This window comes from Paenibacillus sp. M2, assembly GCF_046713495.1.
GTDB lineage: Bacteria > Bacillota > Bacilli > Paenibacillales > Paenibacillaceae > Paenibacillus > Paenibacillus amylolyticus_B.
Map to the genome: position 1 here is coordinate 72,663 of NZ_CP169648.1, position 18,000 is coordinate 90,662.

General features: G+C 49.0%; 14 protein-coding genes and 2 rRNA genes. 15 read left to right on the forward strand and 1 reads right to left on the reverse strand.

What is annotated here, in order from left to right; translation table 11 throughout:
* Positions 1-116: 116 nt before the first annotated feature.
* The 12 genes from cysK (at position 117) to ACETMN_RS00400 (ending at position 11,391) form a co-directional block, all read left to right on the forward strand.
* Positions 117-1,055 carry a cysteine synthase A gene (gene cysK, locus ACETMN_RS00345; protein ID WP_036668448.1) on the forward strand — a complete coding sequence of 313 codons (939 nt, stop codon included), beginning with the start codon at positions 117-119 and terminating at the stop codon, positions 1,053-1,055.
* A 140-nt stretch (positions 1,056-1,195) separates the two neighbouring features.
* Entirely contained in the window at positions 1,196-2,809 is a 1,614-nt protein-coding gene (locus ACETMN_RS00350) for an anthranilate synthase component I family protein (protein ID WP_091018310.1), read from the forward strand.
* A 50-nt stretch (positions 2,810-2,859) separates the two neighbouring features.
* The gene (gene pabA / locus ACETMN_RS00355; protein ID WP_036606106.1) at positions 2,860-3,435 is read left to right on the forward strand and encodes an aminodeoxychorismate/anthranilate synthase component II; all 576 of its coding nucleotides are present in this window, start codon (positions 2,860-2,862) and stop codon (positions 3,433-3,435) included.
* A 1-nt stretch (position 3,436) separates the two neighbouring features.
* On the forward strand, positions 3,437-4,321 hold the full coding sequence (locus ACETMN_RS00360) for an aminotransferase class IV (RefSeq protein ID WP_091018309.1): 885 nt from the start codon (positions 3,437-3,439) through the stop codon (positions 4,319-4,321).
* The gene (gene folP, locus ACETMN_RS00365) at positions 4,318-5,181 is read left to right on the forward strand and encodes a dihydropteroate synthase (RefSeq protein ID WP_091018307.1); all 864 of its coding nucleotides are present in this window, start codon (positions 4,318-4,320) and stop codon (positions 5,179-5,181) included. The genes ACETMN_RS00360 and folP overlap by 4 nt, the downstream gene beginning before the upstream one ends.
* 117 nt (positions 5,182-5,298) lie before the next feature.
* Positions 5,299-5,661 (forward strand): dihydroneopterin aldolase, encoded by a 363-nt coding sequence (gene folB, locus ACETMN_RS00370; protein WP_053778905.1) that lies wholly within the window; start codon positions 5,299-5,301, stop codon positions 5,659-5,661.
* A 9-nt stretch (positions 5,662-5,670) separates the two neighbouring features.
* Positions 5,671-6,219 (forward strand): 2-amino-4-hydroxy-6-hydroxymethyldihydropteridine diphosphokinase, encoded by a 549-nt coding sequence (gene folK, locus ACETMN_RS00375; RefSeq protein ID WP_091018305.1) that lies wholly within the window; start codon positions 5,671-5,673, stop codon positions 6,217-6,219.
* Positions 6,180-6,374: a helix-turn-helix domain-containing protein gene (locus ACETMN_RS00380; RefSeq protein ID WP_036668438.1), complete on the forward strand. Its 195-nt coding sequence runs from the start codon at positions 6,180-6,182 to the stop codon at positions 6,372-6,374. Before folK ends, ACETMN_RS00380 begins: the two co-directional genes overlap by 40 nt.
* 96 nt (positions 6,375-6,470) lie before the next feature.
* Positions 6,471-7,490, forward strand: a complete 1,020-nt coding sequence (gene dusB, locus ACETMN_RS00385; RefSeq protein ID WP_091018303.1) for a tRNA dihydrouridine synthase DusB — start codon at positions 6,471-6,473, stop codon at positions 7,488-7,490.
* A gap of 252 nt (positions 7,491-7,742) precedes the next feature.
* Complete coding sequence (gene greA / locus ACETMN_RS00390) at positions 7,743-8,222, forward strand: transcription elongation factor GreA (protein ID WP_036606099.1); 480 nt, start codon at positions 7,743-7,745, stop codon at positions 8,220-8,222.
* 116 nt (positions 8,223-8,338) lie between these two features.
* Positions 8,339-9,850 carry a lysine--tRNA ligase gene (gene lysS, locus ACETMN_RS00395; protein WP_047844500.1) on the forward strand — a complete coding sequence of 504 codons (1,512 nt, stop codon included), beginning with the start codon at positions 8,339-8,341 and terminating at the stop codon, positions 9,848-9,850.
* Between the two features lie 203 nt (positions 9,851-10,053).
* The gene (locus ACETMN_RS00400; RefSeq protein ID WP_091018301.1) at positions 10,054-11,391 is read left to right on the forward strand and encodes a TrkH family potassium uptake protein; all 1,338 of its coding nucleotides are present in this window, start codon (positions 10,054-10,056) and stop codon (positions 11,389-11,391) included.
* Positions 11,392-11,477: 86 nt separating this feature from the next.
* Here ACETMN_RS00400 and ACETMN_RS00405 read toward each other — a convergent pair whose 3' ends face one another.
* Complete coding sequence (locus ACETMN_RS00405; RefSeq protein WP_091018357.1) at positions 11,478-12,068, reverse strand: TetR/AcrR family transcriptional regulator; 591 nt, start codon at positions 12,066-12,068, stop codon at positions 11,478-11,480.
* Between the two features lie 85 nt (positions 12,069-12,153).
* Here ACETMN_RS00405 and ACETMN_RS00410 point away from each other — a divergent pair, with 85 nt between their 5' ends.
* The 3 genes from ACETMN_RS00410 (at position 12,154) to ACETMN_RS00420 (ending at position 17,937) form a co-directional block, all read left to right on the forward strand.
* Positions 12,154-12,705 carry a hypothetical protein gene (locus ACETMN_RS00410; protein ID WP_091018299.1) on the forward strand — a complete coding sequence of 184 codons (552 nt, stop codon included), beginning with the start codon at positions 12,154-12,156 and terminating at the stop codon, positions 12,703-12,705.
* 440 nt (positions 12,706-13,145) lie between these two features.
* A 16S ribosomal RNA gene (locus tag ACETMN_RS00415) occupies positions 13,146-14,698 on the forward strand.
* A 311-nt stretch (positions 14,699-15,009) separates the two neighbouring features.
* Positions 15,010-17,937 (forward strand): 23S ribosomal RNA (locus ACETMN_RS00420).
* The 16S and 23S rRNA genes sit together here, the layout of an rRNA operon.
* Positions 17,938-18,000 lie beyond the last annotated feature (63 nt).

Sequence of the window (18,000 nt, forward strand, 5' to 3'; positions counted from 1 at the left end):
AAGGGATGGGATCAACAGGATTTCCGCAGTTCTTCTATAACAGCTAGAGGCTACCGGCCGCACAGTATAGGTTAACAGGACTTAAGTTTTATTCATCCACTAAGGAGGGCATTCATATGGCTAAAGTAGTTAATAACGTAACAGAACTCATCGGAGGTACTCCACTTGTTCGTCTGAACCGTATCGTACCTGAAGGCAGTGCTGAAGTATTCGTGAAGCTGGAGTACCAGAATCCAGGTTCAAGCGTGAAAGACCGTATCGCAATTAGCATTGTGGAAGAAGCGGAAAAAGAAGGCAAGCTGAAACCGGGTGATACCATTATTGAAGCAACAAGTGGTAACACGGGAATTGGACTCGCGATGGTGGCTGCAGCCAAAGGCTACAAGTCCGTTATTGTAATGCCTGAGACGATGAGCTTGGAGCGTCGTAACTTGCTTCGTGCGTATGGTGCTGAGCTTGTGCTTACACCTGGAGCTGAAGGTATGAATGGTGCTGTTAAAAAAGCCGAAGAGCTGCTGAAAGAAAACCCTTCCTATTTCATGGCTGAGCAATTTAAAAATAAAGCCAACGTGAAGATCCACCGTGAAACGACTGGCCCTGAGATTGTTGAAGCAATTCAATCTGTAGGCGGTACGTTGGATGCTTTCGTTGCAGGAATCGGTACAGGTGGAACAATTACAGGTACAGGCGAAGTGCTGAAAGAAGCTTTCGCTGGTATTAAAATTGTTGCGGTTGAGCCAGCAGCTTCGCCAATTCTGGCGGGCGGCAAACCAGGACCACATAAGATCCAGGGGATTGGTGCCAACTTTATCCCTGAGATTCTGGATCAGGAAATCTATGATGAGATCATTCACATTGAGAATGATGATGCATTCGAGACGGCTCGTCAGGTAGCGAAGGAAGAGGGCATTCTGTCTGGTATTTCTTCCGGTGCGGCGATCCGTGCAGGTCTTCAGGTAGCGAAACAGTTGGGTGAAGGCAAGCGCGTTGTCGTAATCGTGCCAAGTAACGGCGAACGTTACCTCAGCACACCTCTTTACAACTTCGAAGGCTAAGTCTACAAATGACAAAACCAATCCTCCTTGCCCGTATGACGGGTATGGAGGATTTTTGGCGTAATGCTTTTAAAAGAAGCGGCGCTTTAGTATACTATCAGACAATAGAACTAGCGACAGATGGAGGGCGGCACACCGCAATGACACACCTGATGACAACATACGCCGACTGGATGGAGTGGGCTGAACAAGGCTGGACCATGATGCCCTATATCACGAAGTCGGATGAGGGACCGTATCATGGCGGTTTACCGTTATCGTGGGAGGCAGCCTGGGAGCAGGCGTCACCATACGCAATTGTGTTGGAGAATGGCAAAGGCGGGAGATATACATTTCTGGGGTTAGACCCCGTATCCGTAATTTCAGGTAAAGGTCAAGAAGCGGTTATTCATGATGTGACACAAGGAACCACCTCGACGGACAGCGGCAAGCCACTTGATGTATTGAAGAGATGGACTGCCCCGTATAGCGCACCCAAGGTTAATGTGGCTCCAGACTTTGGGGGTGGATACGCGGGTTATCTCAGCTACGATGTAGCAAGATCATTGGAGAAGCTTCCAGTCTTGGCTGAAGATAACCCGGGTCTGCCGGATTATTGGTGGATGCGCTTTGAAGAACTATGGGCGTATGACCATGAGCAGCAGGCGCTTTTCTGCATGGTTCATCTGGCTATAGAGCCTAACCGGAACGAAACGGATATCCGTAGCCTGTATGCAACGGCCGAAGTACGAGCGACAGCGATGCAGAAACGTTGGCTTCATATTATGGGGGCTGCACAGGCCGAGGAACAACAACAGGCACTGGAACGTCGCAACAAGCAGGTCAATCGTACACCGCAGCCTGAAGATGCGGAAAGAGAATCCGAAGGATGGGAGACATCCTTTCCCCAAGAGGACTTTGAACAAGCTGTACGTACGGTACAGGAATATATCAGACAGGGCGATGTGTTCCAGGTGAATCTGTCCTTGAGACAGGAAAAGCGGCTTCATTCGAGCGCAGAGCATATTTATGAATGGCTGCGCCTTGTGAATCCATCACCGTATATGGGTATCTTGCGTAGTCCAGACTTTCAACTGGTAAGCGGATCTCCCGAACTTCTGGTCAAAGTGGAGAACGGGAAAGTCAGTGCACGTCCCATCGCAGGAACCCGAAGAAGGGGCCGTGATGAGGCAGAGGATAAGGCGATGGCGGATGAACTGCTGAGTAGTGAGAAGGAACGGGCGGAGCATATTATGCTTGTCGATCTGGAACGTAATGATATCGGACGGATTGCAGCTTACGGTTCGGTTCATGTGCCTGAATTGATGACCATCGAGAAGTATTCCCATGTCATGCATCTCGTTTCCCAGGTGGAAGGCAGGCTGGCAGAAGGGTTATCCGTATTTGATGTGATCGCTGCGACATTCCCGGGTGGAACGATTACAGGAGCGCCAAAAGTCCGCACTATGGAGATTATCGAGGAACTTGAGCCAGTGCGGCGTGGGCCTTATACGGGTTCCATCGGGTGGATGGATTACAGTGGAAATATGGAATTGAACATCGTCATTCGTACGCTTGCCATTAAGGACGGTATTGGTTATGTACAGGCCGGGGCAGGGATTGTTATTGATTCAGATCCATATCGGGAATACAAGGAATGTCGCAACAAGGCAAGAGCGATGATGAGAGCTGTGAATTACAGCGAAGAAGCAGAAGCAAGCAGAGCTATTGAACAAGAACAAGCGGAGCGAACAGAAGTTGTTAAACTAAAATAAAACGAAGCAACCGTCACTTGTGTTGACGGAAGATGAGGAGGAGCAGGCATATGATACTGGTTATCGATAATTACGATTCCTTCACGTACAACCTGGTTCAATATTTGGGTGAACTGGGTGAGACGGTGGAAGTTCGCCGCAACGACGAGATTGATCTGGCAGGCATAGAGGCACTGGCACCTGATCATATTCTGATCTCTCCGGGCCCGTGTACACCGAATGAAGCAGGCATTAGCCTGGCAGTCATCGATCATTTCAAGGGAAGCATTCCGATCTTTGGTGTTTGTCTGGGTCATCAGTCCATTGGACAAGCGTTTGGCGGCAATGTCATTCGTGCGGAGCGCATGATGCACGGCAAAACATCCGAGATGCACCACAATGGAACATCGGTATTTGCCGGATTGCCATCTCCATTTACAGCTACCCGTTACCACTCCCTGATTGTCGAGCGCAGCAGCTTGCCTGACTGCCTGGAGATTACAGCGGAGACAGCTGAAGGTGAAATTATGGGTCTGCGCCATAAAGAATATGCGATTGAAGGTGTTCAATTCCACCCGGAATCCATTATTACAGACCATGGTCATCAGATGCTTCGTAACTTTTTGTCCCAACAAGTGAAGGTATAACATGCAATATGCCGCGATAAATGGAGAGTTGGTCAATATGGCGGCGGCCGTGGTTCCTGTAACGGATCACGGCTTTTTGTACGGGCTGGGCCTGTTTGAGACGTTCCGGACTTATCGAGGTGTCCCATATCTTTTGGAACGGCATCTGGAGCGCATGGCCTCGGGGTGTAAGGAAATTGGCATTCCTTTTACAAAGACCGCGGCAGAGGTGACAGATTGGATCCAACGTTTGATGGATGCGAACGGACTTCGGGATGCGTATGTGCGATACACGGTATCAGCCGGTGAAGCACCGCTAGGCTTACCTTCTGGTGATTATTCGAAGCCAAATCATATTTTACTGGCAAAAGCATTACCTGAACCTTCTCCTTCTTTATATGAGAGCGGAAAAATGCTCCAACGGTTGTCTACACCTCGCAACACGCCCGAAGGAGAAGTTCGGTTCAAGTCGCTACATTACTTGAACAGCATTCTGGCGAAACGGGAGCTGAACGGGTACGGGCAGCATGTGCTGGGTGCGGAAGGGTTACAATTAACCCGGGATGGTCATATAGCGGAAGGGATCGTCAGCAATGTGTTTTGGGTACGGGAAAATGTCCTTTACACGCCAGCACTCTCAACCGGCATTCTGCCGGGCATCACGAGAGCTTGGGTACTGGAGATTGCCTCGCAGCAAGGAATCCACTGTATAGAAACGTTAGCTGCCTGGGAGGATCTCCTGCAAGCAGATGAAATATTTCTAACAGGCTCGGTGGCCGAACTGGTTCCGGTGACAACTCTGCGGGATCAGGACGGAGCCGAAACGATAATTAGCAACGGACATATTGGCCCGGTTACAGCAGTCCTTCTGGGTATGTACCGGCAGAAAGCGGGGTATACTTCATGACACTTACACCTGTCATCTATGAACGGAACTATACATGGGGGCCAGCTGAGTTGAAGCTGGGTACAAGAACACAGATTATGGGCATTCTTAACGTCACGCCTGACTCGTTCTCGGATGGAGGACATTATACCAACGTGGAACGGGCGGTTGCCCATGCCAAGCAGATGATGGAGGATGGGGCGGACCTGATTGATATCGGCGGGGAGTCTACCCGTCCAGGTTCAGATGTCGTGGGCGCCGATGAAGAGCTTAGCCGGATCATTCCGGTTATTGAGGCATTGCATCAGCAAGCCCCACACATTCCGATATCGGTAGACACGTATAAGGCCGAGGTTGCACGTCAGGCTATTCTGGCAGGTGCTCATATTATTAATGATGTGTGGGGTGCCAAGGCAGATCCAGTTATGGCCCGCACGGCAGCAGAGCTGGGGTGTCCCATCATTCTCATGCATAATCGGCAGGATCGGAATTACACCGATTATCTGAGCGATGTCGTGAGCGATTTGCAGGAGAGTATACAAATTGCGTTAACAGCCGGCGTGAAAGCAGATCAGATTATCCTGGACCCGGGTATTGGTTTTGTGAAGGATCTCGGAGAAAATCTGAAGCTCATGTCATCGCTCGGTTTGCTCAATGAAATGGGATATCCCGTTCTGCTAGCCACCTCACGTAAACGATTCATCCAGAACACCCTGGTTGTCGGGGCGGATGATGCGCTGGAAGGAACCGCTGCGACCGTTGCATTTGGCATTGCCCAAGGCTGCCAAATGGTTCGGGTTCATGATGTGAAGCCGATTCGGCGGACGGCAGACATGTGTGATGCCATGTTGTATGCTTCTCCGGGTCTACGGAGGAAATAATGCTGGCGGGTCCCGAGTGACCCGTCCAGTGGAAGCGTAGCGTTTTTCAAAGGCAAAGCAAAGGGATATCTTCAAATAGATAAAAATTTCAATATATATAGAGGGCAGGCGGATCGTATGGATAGAATGGTTATGCATCGAATGGAGTATTACGGATATCACGGTGTATTTGCCGAGGAGCGGAAGCTAGGGGCACGTTATTATATTGATCTGGAGATTGACATGGACCTGGGTGAGGCTGGGCGTAACGATGATCTGACCAAAACGATCAATTATGCGGAGATCCATGAGCTGGTAAAACAGATTGTAGAGAATAAATCATTCCAGTTAATTGAAGCTTTGGGCGAACATATTGCATCTTCTTTACTAGACACTTATACTATTATCAATGCATTGACAGTCAAGGTGACGAAGCCACATCCGCCATTCGATATTCATTTTGGGGGCGTAACGGTAGAGCTTCGCCGCACAAGAAAGTGAGAACCGATCATGATTGCACATTCGACCTCTGAATCTTCAGAGGCTTATATTGCTTTAGGGGCCAATTTGGGGGACCGGGAACAGACGTTGTTTGAGGCATTGTCTTTGCTGGATGAACACCCTCATATATCCGTTCTGCGTTGTTCAGCGCTATATGAGACGGAACCTGTAGGATATGTAGATCAGCCTGCGTTTCTGAATATGGCAGTCGCCGTACAGGTGATGCTGACACCGGAGCAGTTGCTTACAGAATTACTGGATATCGAGAATCGGCTCGGCCGTGTTCGTGATATTCGCTGGGGACCGCGCACCGTTGATCTGGATCTGCTCTGGATGCAAGGTGAGACGCGAGATACCGAATTGCTTCAATTGCCTCATCCCCGCATGGGAGAACGGGCTTTTGTGCTAGTCCCACTGTCGGATATCGTACCGGAGGGCGAGACTTCAGGTTTGTATACCTTTGTACACTCATCGTTGTCTGTACTGGATGGAAAGGATGGAATACAGCTTTGGAAAACATGCAATTGGCCAATCGAATCCGGGCATTCCGGAAGCTGAAAGGTTTAACACAACATGAACTTGCGGCCGAGACCGGCATCTCGCTGGCCATTCTGGGAACCATTGAACGGGGGAACCGTAAGGTATCACAGCAAGAGCTCGATCGAATTGCTGGTGTGCTGGCAATCAGTATCGAGGAGTTGCGGGGCAACTAGGACCGTTTCGGTTTCGCCATGTTACAACAACCAAGACACTGATCGAACTTTACATCGTGATATATACAGAATTAAAAAAGGAGTGGAACGACTACCGTGCTTAACATTGGTGGCATTGAAATGAAAAACCAGGTCGTACTTGCGCCGATGGCTGGCGTATGTAATCCGGCTTTTCGTTTGATCGCAAAAGAATTCGGAACAGGCCTCGTATGCGCGGAGATGGTGAGTGGCAAAGCCATTGTCCATGGCAACCAGCGTACACGTGAGATGTTGTTTGTAGATGAGCGTGAGAAACCGCTGAGCCTTCAGATTTTTGGGGGAGATCGTGATTCCCTCGTAGAAGCAGCCAAAATCGTGGACCAAGAAACCAATGCAGACATCATCGACATTAACATGGGATGCCCTGTGCCAAAGGTAACGAAATGTGATGCTGGTGCACGTTGGTTGCTTGATCCGAACAAAATCTATGAGATGGTATCCGCTGTTGTGGACGCGGTGGAGAAGCCGGTGACGGTCAAGATGCGTATCGGCTGGGATAACGAGCATATCTTCGCGGTGGAGAATGCGCTCGCGGTTGAACGTGCTGGTGGACAGGCGGTAAGTGTACACGGCCGTACCCGTGAGCAACTCTATACAGGCACAGCTGACTGGTCACATATCAAAGATGTAAAAGAAGCTGTGTCTATCCCAGTGATCGGCAATGGTGATGTCCATACACCAGAGGATGCACGCCGTATGCTGGATGAAACGGGTTGTGACGGAGTTATGATCGGTCGTGCCGCACTGGGTAACCCATGGATGCTGTATCGTACCATTCAATACTTAAGCACGGGGGAATTGCTTCCTGACCCGAATGGCGAAGAGAAGATCCGTGTTGCCATCCTGCATATGGATCGCCTGATCGCATTGAAGAATGAGACAGTTGCCGTACGCGAGATGCGCAAACATCTGGCTTGGTATTTGAAAGGTTTGAAAGGATCTGCCCGCATCAAGGACGTTATTATGGAAGGAACCAAGCGGGACGAGATGGTACAAATTCTGGAGAACTTTGTGAGTCAGCTGAAAAGCGAAGGTAATTTGGAGTCAGAACCGGTAATCGCCGGAAATGCATCTTAATTATAAAACGCATCTGTAAAACGTTTACACCTATAGGGGACGTAACATTGACTTTTCGAGATCGTTCCCCTATAATTTCTCAGTATAAATTCGCCATGTGCGTTAATAAGGCTATAGCATCAGGAGGAATATTCTATTTCTCTGGAGAACTTCATATAGTTTTGAAGATGTATGCGAGCGGAGCTCTGTAACAAGCACTGATTCCGTTGCCGTACAATCAAATTTATTCCCATGACAGGAGAATCGGTTGAGATGAGCGACAAGGAAGTTATCCTTACACCAGAAGGACTCAAGAAGCTGGAAGAAGAATTGGAAACATTGAAATCAGTGAAGCGCCGCGAAGTGGCTGAACGGATTAAGGTAGCCATCGGGTATGGAGATATCAGTGAAAACTCTGAATACGAAGACGCGAAGAATGAGCAAGCTTTCATTGAAGGACGTGTAATCACGTTGGAGAAATTGCTTCGTAACGCGCGGATTATTAACAGCGACGAGATTGATACCGATGCCGTAAGTGTGGGTGCAACCGTCACTGTAGAAGATTTGGAGTTTGGCGACATCACGGAATATACGATTGTAGGTACCGCGGAGGCAGACCCGCTTCAGAACAAGATATCGAACGAGAGCCCTGTAGGTAAAGCGATTCTCGGCAAGAAAAAAGGTACAGTTGTTGATGTAAGTGTACCTGCTGGCGTAATTCAATATAAAATTATGGACATTAAAAAGCTATAGCAACGAAGCAGTTGGGCACGGTAAACAAAAGCTTCCTTAGGGAAGCTTTTTCAACATTAGAGGAAAAACGTCCTTTCACGATGCCTGCAATGTAAATAAGGAGATGAATACAGATCATGACGGATGAAGTCTTGAATCAGGAAACCGAACTTAGCGAGCTTTTACAAATTCGCCGTGACAAATTGGACGAGCTCCGCAAATTGGGAATCGACCCTTTTGGCCAAAAATACGTACGTACCGAAGAAGCCGGCTCCATTCTGAAGAAGTATGAAGAACTGACCAAGGAAGAGCTGGAAGAGAAGCACATCGAAGTCAGTATTGCCGGACGGATTATGGCGAAGCGGGGAATGGGTAAAGCAAGCTTCGCACATATTCAGGACCTGAGCGGCAGAATCCAGATCTATGTTCGTCAGGATAGCGTGCCTGAAGACAAGTATGCGGCATTTAGCCTGCTGGACCTTGGCGATATCGTTGGGGTAACGGGTGTGATCTTTAAGACCAAAACAGGTGAAACTTCTGTCAAAGTGAAAGATCTTGAAGTGCTGTCCAAATCGCTCTATCCGCTTCCGGATAAATTCCATGGTCTCACCGACGTAGAGCTGCGTTACCGCCAGCGTTATGTTGACCTGATTATGAGCCCGGACGTACAACAGACCTTTATCGCACGTTCCAAAATCATTCAATCGATGCGTCGTTACCTGGATTCCCTTGGATATCTGGAAGTGGAAACACCTACGTTGCATACCATCGCAGGAGGAGCGGCAGCACGTCCGTTCATCACACATCACAATGCGCTGGATATGGAACTGTACATGCGGATTGCGATTGAACTTCACCTGAAACGTCTGATTGTTGGCGGACTGGAGAAGGTATATGAGATCGGCCGTGTATATCGGAACGAAGGGATGTCCACACGTCACAATCCGGAATTCACAATGATTGAGTTGTATGAGGCATATGCCGACTACAAGGACATTATGCAATTGACGGAGAATCTGGTAGCTCATATTGCACAGGAAGTACTGGGTACGCAAGTAATCCAGTATGGAGATTATGAAGTAGATCTTACGCCGCAGTGGCGTCGTGTTACGATGGTGGATGCAGTTAAGGAAGTTGTGGGCGTAGACTTCTCCGTACACATGACGGATGAGGAAGCACATAACCTGGCGAAGGAACATAAGGTTCCGGTTGAAAAACATATGACATTTGGTCATATTCTGAACGCGTTCTTTGAAGAGTTTGTGGAAGAGACGTTGATTCAACCGACATTCATTATGGGACATCCTCTTGAAATCTCACCACTGGCGAAGAAAAATGATGTAGATCCGCGCTTCACGGATCGCTTCGAATTGTTCATCGTTGGACGTGAGCATGCCAATGCCTTCACAGAGCTGAATGATCCAATCGATCAGCGTCAACGCTTTGAAGCACAGATGCTGGAGAAAGAACATGGGAACGACGAAGCTCATGAGATGGATGACGACTTCATCCGTGCGCTCGAATATGGTATGCCACCAACAGGCGGATTGGGAATCGGGGTGGATCGTCTGATCATGCTGCTTACCAACTCCCCGTCGATTCGTGACGTACTGCTCTTCCCGCACATGCGTCCTCGTACGCAAGATTAAATAAGGAACGTAGTATACGTTCATAATAGAAGAGGAACCTGCCGTTCAGTATCATGCTGGGGCAAGTTCCTCTTTAGGTTTACATAGACGCTAAAAATAAAGTTGTCAGAAGGCCGTTGCTCACAGCACACCATTAGGGTAGCATCGCGTCTTGAAATTGTTAGATTAACCTGTACGTATTTTTGTTAAAAGAGGTGCCCTTCATGCAGTTCAGGCTTCACTTTGCCAAATTCTTATCTCCTCCGTTAATTCTGGTCGGTGGTTTTCTGCTTATCATTGCGATTGGAACGGTGCTTCTCATGTTGCCAATCTCCAACCAAAGCGGTATGCATTTGGCGTTTATTGACGCGCTCTTTACATCAACCTCTGCCGCATGTGTAACTGGACTTGTCGTTGTGGATGTAGGGACGACCTTTAATTTGTTTGGTCAGTTCGTCATTATGGTATTAATGCAGCTTGGTGGACTCGGATTCATGACCATGGCTACTCTCTTTGCACTTGTATTGGGCAAGCGAATTTCACTCAAGGACAGGTTATTACTCAAAGAAGCCATTAATGCAGATAGTATGGAAGGGATAGTACGCATTATCCGCAAGGTGTTGATTTTCTCCTTTACCATTGAAGGGGTGGCGGCTGTCATATTAGCACTGCGCTGGGCAACAGAGATGCCTTTGGGTCAGGCCGTATACTATGGATTATTCCACTCTGTTTCATTGTTTAATAACGGCGGATTTGATCTGTTTGGTAACAGCTTCCAATACTACACTGGAGATTGGATATTCAATGTGACCGCTTCTGTGCTCGTTGTCTCTGGTGGACTGGGTTTTGTTGTATTGAATGACCTGTTTGAGTATCGCAAACGTCGCCGTTTATCTCTTCAGTCCAAACTGGTGCTGTCTGTATCCGGAGCGCTGATCGGTATAGGAGCGATTGTCTTGTTTGTTTTCGAATTCACCAATGGACATACACTGGCTTCACTCACATGGAGCGAGAAGATCTACGCGTCCTTCTTCCAGTCTGTCTCTACACGTTCGTCGGGAACGAGCACAATCGATATCACGGAGATGAGGCAGGCTACCCAATTCTTCTTCATTCTGCTGATGTTTATCGGAGCTTCCCCTGGATCGACCGGGGGCGGAATCAAGACGACTACATTTTTGATCATGATTGGTGCAGTGTATGCCATGATTCGGGGGAATAAGGATATTGTGTTTTTCCGCCAGCGTGTTCCGAAAGAACTGCTGATGAGGGCTTTGACCATTATTATGGTTTCTCTGATCATATTCATGGTCGTGGTGATGCTTCTGCTTACGACAGAGGATGCGCCATTCCTTTCACTGATGTTTGAAGCTGCATCCGCAATCGGTACCGTGGGTCTTTCTGTGGGAGTGACTGATGAGTTGACCAATTGGGGAAAAATCATTATTACCTTTACCATGTTTGTAGGTCGGATTGGGCCATTAACCATCGCGTATGCCCTTCGTCCGCGCAAAGAGAAGAAACTGTATCGTCATCCGGAAGGCCGGATCATTATCGGATAAAAAGAAAAACCGTCAGACATTCAGAACTAACTCCTGTTATCGTAACGGGCCTTAGTCACAACGAATGTGCTGCGGTTTTTTTTGGTTTAACGGCACAAGGAAGCAAGATGTAAGGTGAGAACATCGTCCATAAGCTTGGCATTCATCTGATCCGGTCTAAGCACGGTATGTATGCCTAAGCCATCCACCAGTGCATACAATCTTTCAATCTCCAGTTCTTTGTCCAGATCGGTTCTGGAGAGGTCGAGCTTTATCAGGTAGGTGATAACAGAGCCTACGGCTTGTCTGAGTTCATCATATACGGTATTAGCAAGTTCTTTGAGTGTAGGATCGGTTTTCGATCTGGCTGTAAAAGCGTACCACACCTCCATTTCGGCCAGTTTTTCTTCCGTGTTTGGTAAGAATTCAAGCAATAGGCATTTCATATTGTCCATGGGAGGACCGGTAAAGGACATTTTTTGGACTCGATGAGACACCCGTTCAGATACCAGATTCATGGCATATCGTAGTAGTTCCGATTGAGTAGAAAAGTAGTGGCGCATTGAGCCAACCGAAACTCCAGCTTCTTCAGCGATATTCCGAACAGAGGCTTGTTCCATGCCATCTCTTCGTATAATACGCCAAGCTGCCTCGGCCACGAGCACGCGCTGTTTATCATGATCAACAATTTTAGGCATAGGCATATTATATCACTGTTGATTATTATAGTACATGCGTGTTAAATTATATTTAATACATATGTACCAAAAAGGAGGGGCTGAAATGATTGGTTATTTCATTATAGGTTGTGAGATTGCCTTTTGGGTGTTTGTGTTCACGGGTCTGAGTGTCAGGTATCTCCTTGGCATGAAGCGGTTAGGCATCGGTTTGTTAATGGCAACGCCGGTTATCGATCTGTTATTGCTGGTAGCTACAGTCATGGATCTACAGCGAGGAGCTACAGCAAGTATGATTCATGGTATAGCTGCGGTGTATATAGGGGCAAGCATTGCTTATGGTCACCAGATGATCGCTTGGGCGGATCGATATTTCCTATATTGGTTCAAGGGTGGAGAGAATCCTCGCAGCAACAAGTTATATGGTAGAGAACATGCGAGTCGTGAACGTAGTGGATGGTTTAGACATCTATTGGCTTGGGCTATAGGAAGTGCTTTTTTATTCGCCATGATATGGTGGATTGGAGATGCTGAACGTACAGCTGCCTTCAATAATCTGATCAGAGTGTGGGGAATGATACTCGGAATCGATTTTCTGATAAGTTTTAGTTACAGTTTATGGCCAAGAAAGGTTCCTGCCAGGAATGTTAAACATTAAAGTGAAAATGGACGTGCGTATGAACTTGCTAAGTTGGGAGAGTACCATATGTACGTCTGTATTAGATCAAACCGATGGTTAATATAGTTTCAAAAAAAGACTTGCATTCAATATCTGTACATGGTATATTCTAATTCCGGCCAAGAAAACACGGTTTACACGGTGCGGCAAGCGAATGAAATAAGCTTCGAAAGAAACTTAAAAAAAAGAGCTTGTAAAGTTGGTTCGGATGTGATAAGATATAAAAGTTGCTGAAGAGAACAACATTCGGTAACAAAAATAAGTTTGATCTTTGAAAACTGAACAACGAGTGAGTAAACATTCTGCTTGCAGAATGAACGCAAAAGTTTGAGACAAGCCTTGGCTTGAATCGACTGGAGCACAAATGAGATTTTTAATCTCGTCAGATTCAAAATGAGCTTATCGCTCTTTTCAATACTTTATTGGAGAGTTTGATCCTGGCTCAGGACGAACGCTGGCGGCATGCCTAATACATGCAAGTCGAGCGGAGTTGATAGGAAGCTTGCTTCCTTGATACTTAGCGGCGGACGGGTGAGTAACACGTAGGCAACCTGCCCTCAAGTTTGGGACAACTACCGGAAACGGTAGCTAATACCGAATAATTGTTTTCTTCGCCTGAAGAGAACTGGAAAGACGGAGCAATCTGTCACTTGGGGATGGGCCTGCGGCGCATTAGCTAGTTGGTGAGGTAACGGCTCACCAAGGCGACGATGCGTAGCCGACCTGAGAGGGTGATCGGCCACACTGGGACTGAGACACGGCCCAGACTCCTACGGGAGGCAGCAGTAGGGAATCTTCCGCAATGGGCGAAAGCCTGACGGAGCAATGCCGCGTGAGTGATGAAGGTTTTCGGATCGTAAAGCTCTGTTGCCAGGGAAGAACGCTTGGGAGAGTAACTGCTCTCAAGGTGACGGTACCTGAGAAGAAAGCCCCGGCTAACTACGTGCCAGCAGCCGCGGTAATACGTAGGGGGCAAGCGTTGTCCGGAATTATTGGGCGTAAAGCGCGCGCAGGCGGTCATTTAAGTCTGGTGTTTAATCCCGGGGCTCAACCCCGGATCGCACTGGAAACTGGGTGACTTGAGTGCAGAAGAGGAGAGTGGAATTCCACGTGTAGCGGTGAAATGCGTAGATATGTGGAGGAACACCAGTGGCGAAGGCGACTCTCTGGGCTGTAACTGACGCTGAGGCGCGAAAGCGTGGGGAGCAAACAGGATTAGATACCCTGGTAGTCCACGCCGTAAACGATGAGTGCTAGGTGTTAGGGGTTTCGATACCCTTGGTGCCGAAGTTAACACATTAAGCACTCCGCCTGGGGAGTACGGTCGCAAGACTGAAACTCAAAGGAATTGACGGGGACCCGCACAAGCAGTGGAGTATGTGGTTTAATTCGAAGCAACGCGAAGAACCTTACCAGGTCTTGACATCCCTCTGACCGGTACAGAGATGTACCTTTCCTTCGGGACAGAGGAGACAGGTGGTGCATGGTTGTCGTCAGCTCGTGTCGTGAGATGTTGGGTTAAGTCCCGCAACGAGCGCAACCCTTATATTTAGTTGCCAGCACTTCGGGTGGGCACTCTAGATAGACTGCCGGTGACAAACCGGAGGAAGGTGGGGATGACGTCAAATCATCATGCCCCTTATGACCTGGGCTACACACGTACTACAATGGCCGGTACAACGGGCTGCGAAATCGCGAGATGGAGCCAATCCCAACAAAGCCGGTCTCAGTTCGGATTGCAGGCTGCAACTCGCCTGCATGAAGTCGGAATTGCTAGTAATCGCGGATCAGCATGCCGCGGTGAATACGTTCCCGGGTCTTGTACACACCGCCCGTCACACCACGAGAGTTTATAACACCCGAAGTCGGTGGGGTAACCGCAAGGAGCCAGCCGCCGAAGGTGGGATAGATGATTGGGGTGAAGTCGTAACAAGGTAGCCGTATCGGAAGGTGCGGCTGGATCACCTCCTTTCTATGGAGAATCGTTTCCTGCAACGGAAACATTCGAATAAGCAGCTTAGCTGCAAAACACTCACTCGTTGCTCAGTTTTGAGAGCTCAAACTCTCAAACAGCTTGCTTTTGCATGGAGCTTGTTCTTTGAAAACTAGATATCGAAACGAAACAAACGCGAATTAGAACATTCCTTTTTAGCTGAACTTGTGTTAAACAAGTTTCAATAAAAACGGTAGTCAAATTGCTTTTGTGATGGTATCGGGTGAGAGCGACTTTTGGCTTTGCGCAAGCAAAACAAGGGAAGCGAGCGACCGAAACCGGAACAAAATGGTTAAGCTACTAAGAGCACACGGAGGATGCCTAGGCGCTAGGAGCCGATGAAGGACGTGGCGAACAACGAAACTGCCTCGGGGAGCTGTAAGCAAGCTTTGATCCGGGGGTGTCCGAATGGGGAAACCCAGCTGGGGTAATTTCCAGTTACTCACAACTGAATACATAGGTTGTGCAGAGGCATACCAGGGGAACTGAAACATCTAAGTACCCTGAGGAAGAGAAAACAATAGTGATTCCGTCAGTAGCGGCGAGCGAAAGCGGAGAAGCCCAAACCAGAGAGCTTGCTCTTTGGGGTTGTGGGACGTCTCACATGGAGTTACAAAGGAACCGGTTAAGCGAAGAGGTCTGGAAAGGCCCGCCAAAGAAGGTAAAAGCCCTGTAGTTGAAAGTCTGTTCCCTCCGAGACGGATCCCGAGTAGTGCGGGGCACGTGAAACCCCGTATGAATCCGGCAGGACCATCTGCCAAGGCTAAATACTTCCTAGCGACCGATAGTGAAGCAGTACCGTGAGGGAAAGGTGAAAAGCACCCCGGAAGGGGAGTGAAATAGAACCTGAAACCGTGTGCTTACAAAAAGTCAGAGCCCGTTTTAGGGGTGATGGCGTGCCTTTTGTAGAATGAACCGGCGAGTTACGTTCCCGTGCAAGGTTAAGGTGAAGAGCCGGAGCCGCAGCGAAAGCGAGTCTGAATAGGGCGACATAGTACGTGGACGTAGACCCGAAACCGGGTGATCTACCCCTGTCCAGGGTGAAGGTGCGGTAACACGCACTGGAGGCCCGAACCCACGCATGTTGAAAAATGCGGGGATGAGGTGGGGGTAGCGGAGAAATTCCAATCGAACTCGGAGATAGCTGGTTCTCCCCGAAATAGCTTTAGGGCTAGCCTCGGAAAACAGAGTCGTGGAGGTAGAGCACTGATTGGGTGCGGGGCCCGCAAGGGTTACCAAGCTCAGTCAAACTCCGAATGCCATAGACTTACTTCCGGGAGTCAGACAGTGAGTGCTAAGATCCATTGTCAAAAGGGAAACAGCCCAGACCATCAGCTAAGGTCCCCAAGTGTGTGTTAAGTGGGAAAGGATGTGGAGTTGCACAGACAACCAGGATGTTGGCTTAGAAGCAGCCACCATTGAAAGAGTGCGTAATAGCTCACTGGTCGAGTGACTCTGCGCCGAAAATGTAACGGGGCTAAACACACCACCGAAGCTATGGCTTGATGCTTTGCATCAGGGGTAGGGGAGCGTTGTATAAGGGTTGAAGGTGTACCGTAAGGAGCGCTGGACATTATACAAGTGAGAATGCCGGTATGAGTAACGAAAAGATCAGTGAGAATCTGATCCGCCGAAAGCCTAAGGGTTCCTGAGGAAGGCTCGTCCGCTCAGGGTAAGTCGGGACCTAAGGCGAGGCCGAAAGGCGTAGTCGAAGGACAACAGGTCGAAATTCCTGTACCACCGTAAGCCGTTATGAGCAATGGGGGGACGCAGTAGGGTAGTGACGCGGACTGATGGATGTCCGTCTAAGCAGTAAGGCTGATGTGTAGGCAAATCCGCACATTGTAAGGCTGAGCTGTGATGGGGAGCGAAAATTATAGTAGCGAAGGTCATGATCTCACACTGCCAAGAAAAGCCTCTAGCCAGGTGAAGGTGCCCGTACCGCAAACCGACACAGGTAGGCGAGAAGAGTATTCTAAGGCGCGCGGAAGAACTCTCGTTAAGGAACTCGGCAAAATGACCCCGTAACTTCGGGAGAAGGGGTGCCCCGGTAGTGTGAATAGCACGAGGGGGCCGCAGTGAAAAGGCCCAAGCGACTGTTTAGCAAAAACACAGGTCTGTGCGAAGCCGTAAGGCGAAGTATACGGGCTGACGCCTGCCCGGTGCTGGAAGGTTAAGGGGAGTGGTTAGGGAGTAATCCCGAAGCTGTGAACCGAAGCCCCAGTAAACGGCGGCCGTAACTATAACGGTCCTAAGGTAGCGAAATTCCTTGTCAGGTAAATTCTGACCCGCACGAATGGCGTAACGACTTGGGCGCTGTCTCAACGAGAGATCCGGTGAAATTTTAATACCTGTGAAGATGCAGGTTACCCGCGACAAGACGGAAAGACCCCATGGAGCTTTACTGCAGCTTGATATTGAATTTGGGTACGATCTGTACAGGATAGGTGGGAGCCTTTGAAGCATGAGCGCCAGCTTGTGTGGAGGCAACGTTGGGATACCACCCTGATCGTATCTAGGTTCTAACCTGGTACCGTAATCCGGTGCGGGGACAGTGTCAGGTGGGCAGTTTGACTGGGGCGGTCGCCTCCTAAAGAGTAACGGAGGCGCCCAAAGGTTCCCTCAGAATGGTTGGAAATCATTCGAAGAGTGCAAAGGCATAAGGGAGCTTGACTGCGAGACCTACAAGTCGAGCAGGGACGAAAGTCGGGCTTAGTGATCCGGTGGTACCGCATGGAAGGGCCATCGCTCAACGGATAAAAGCTACCCTGGGGATAACAGGCTTATCTCCCCCAAGAGTCCACATCGACGGGGAGGTTTGGCACCTCGATGTCGGCTCATCGCATCCTGGGGCTGAAGTAGGTCCCAAGGGTTGGGCTGTTCGCCCATTAAAGCGGTACGCGAGCTGGGTTCAGAACGTCGTGAGACAGTTCGGTCCCTATCTGTCGTGGGCGTAGGAAATTTGAGAGGAGCTGTCCTTAGTACGAGAGGACCGGGATGGACGTACCGCTGGTGTACCAGTTGTTCCGCCAGGAGCACCGCTGGGTAGCTATGTACGGACGGGATAAACGCTGAAAGCATCTAAGCGTGAAGCCCCCCTCAAGATGAGATTTCCCAGTATGTAAGACCCCTTGAAGACGACGAGGTAGATAGGCTGGGGGTGGAAGTGCAGCAATGCATGGAGCTGACCAGTACTAATCGGTCGAGGGCTTATCCAATAGCAAGTGATAATTCGCGTGTTTCGTTTCGAATCTAGTTTTCAGAGAACGATCTCTGAAATG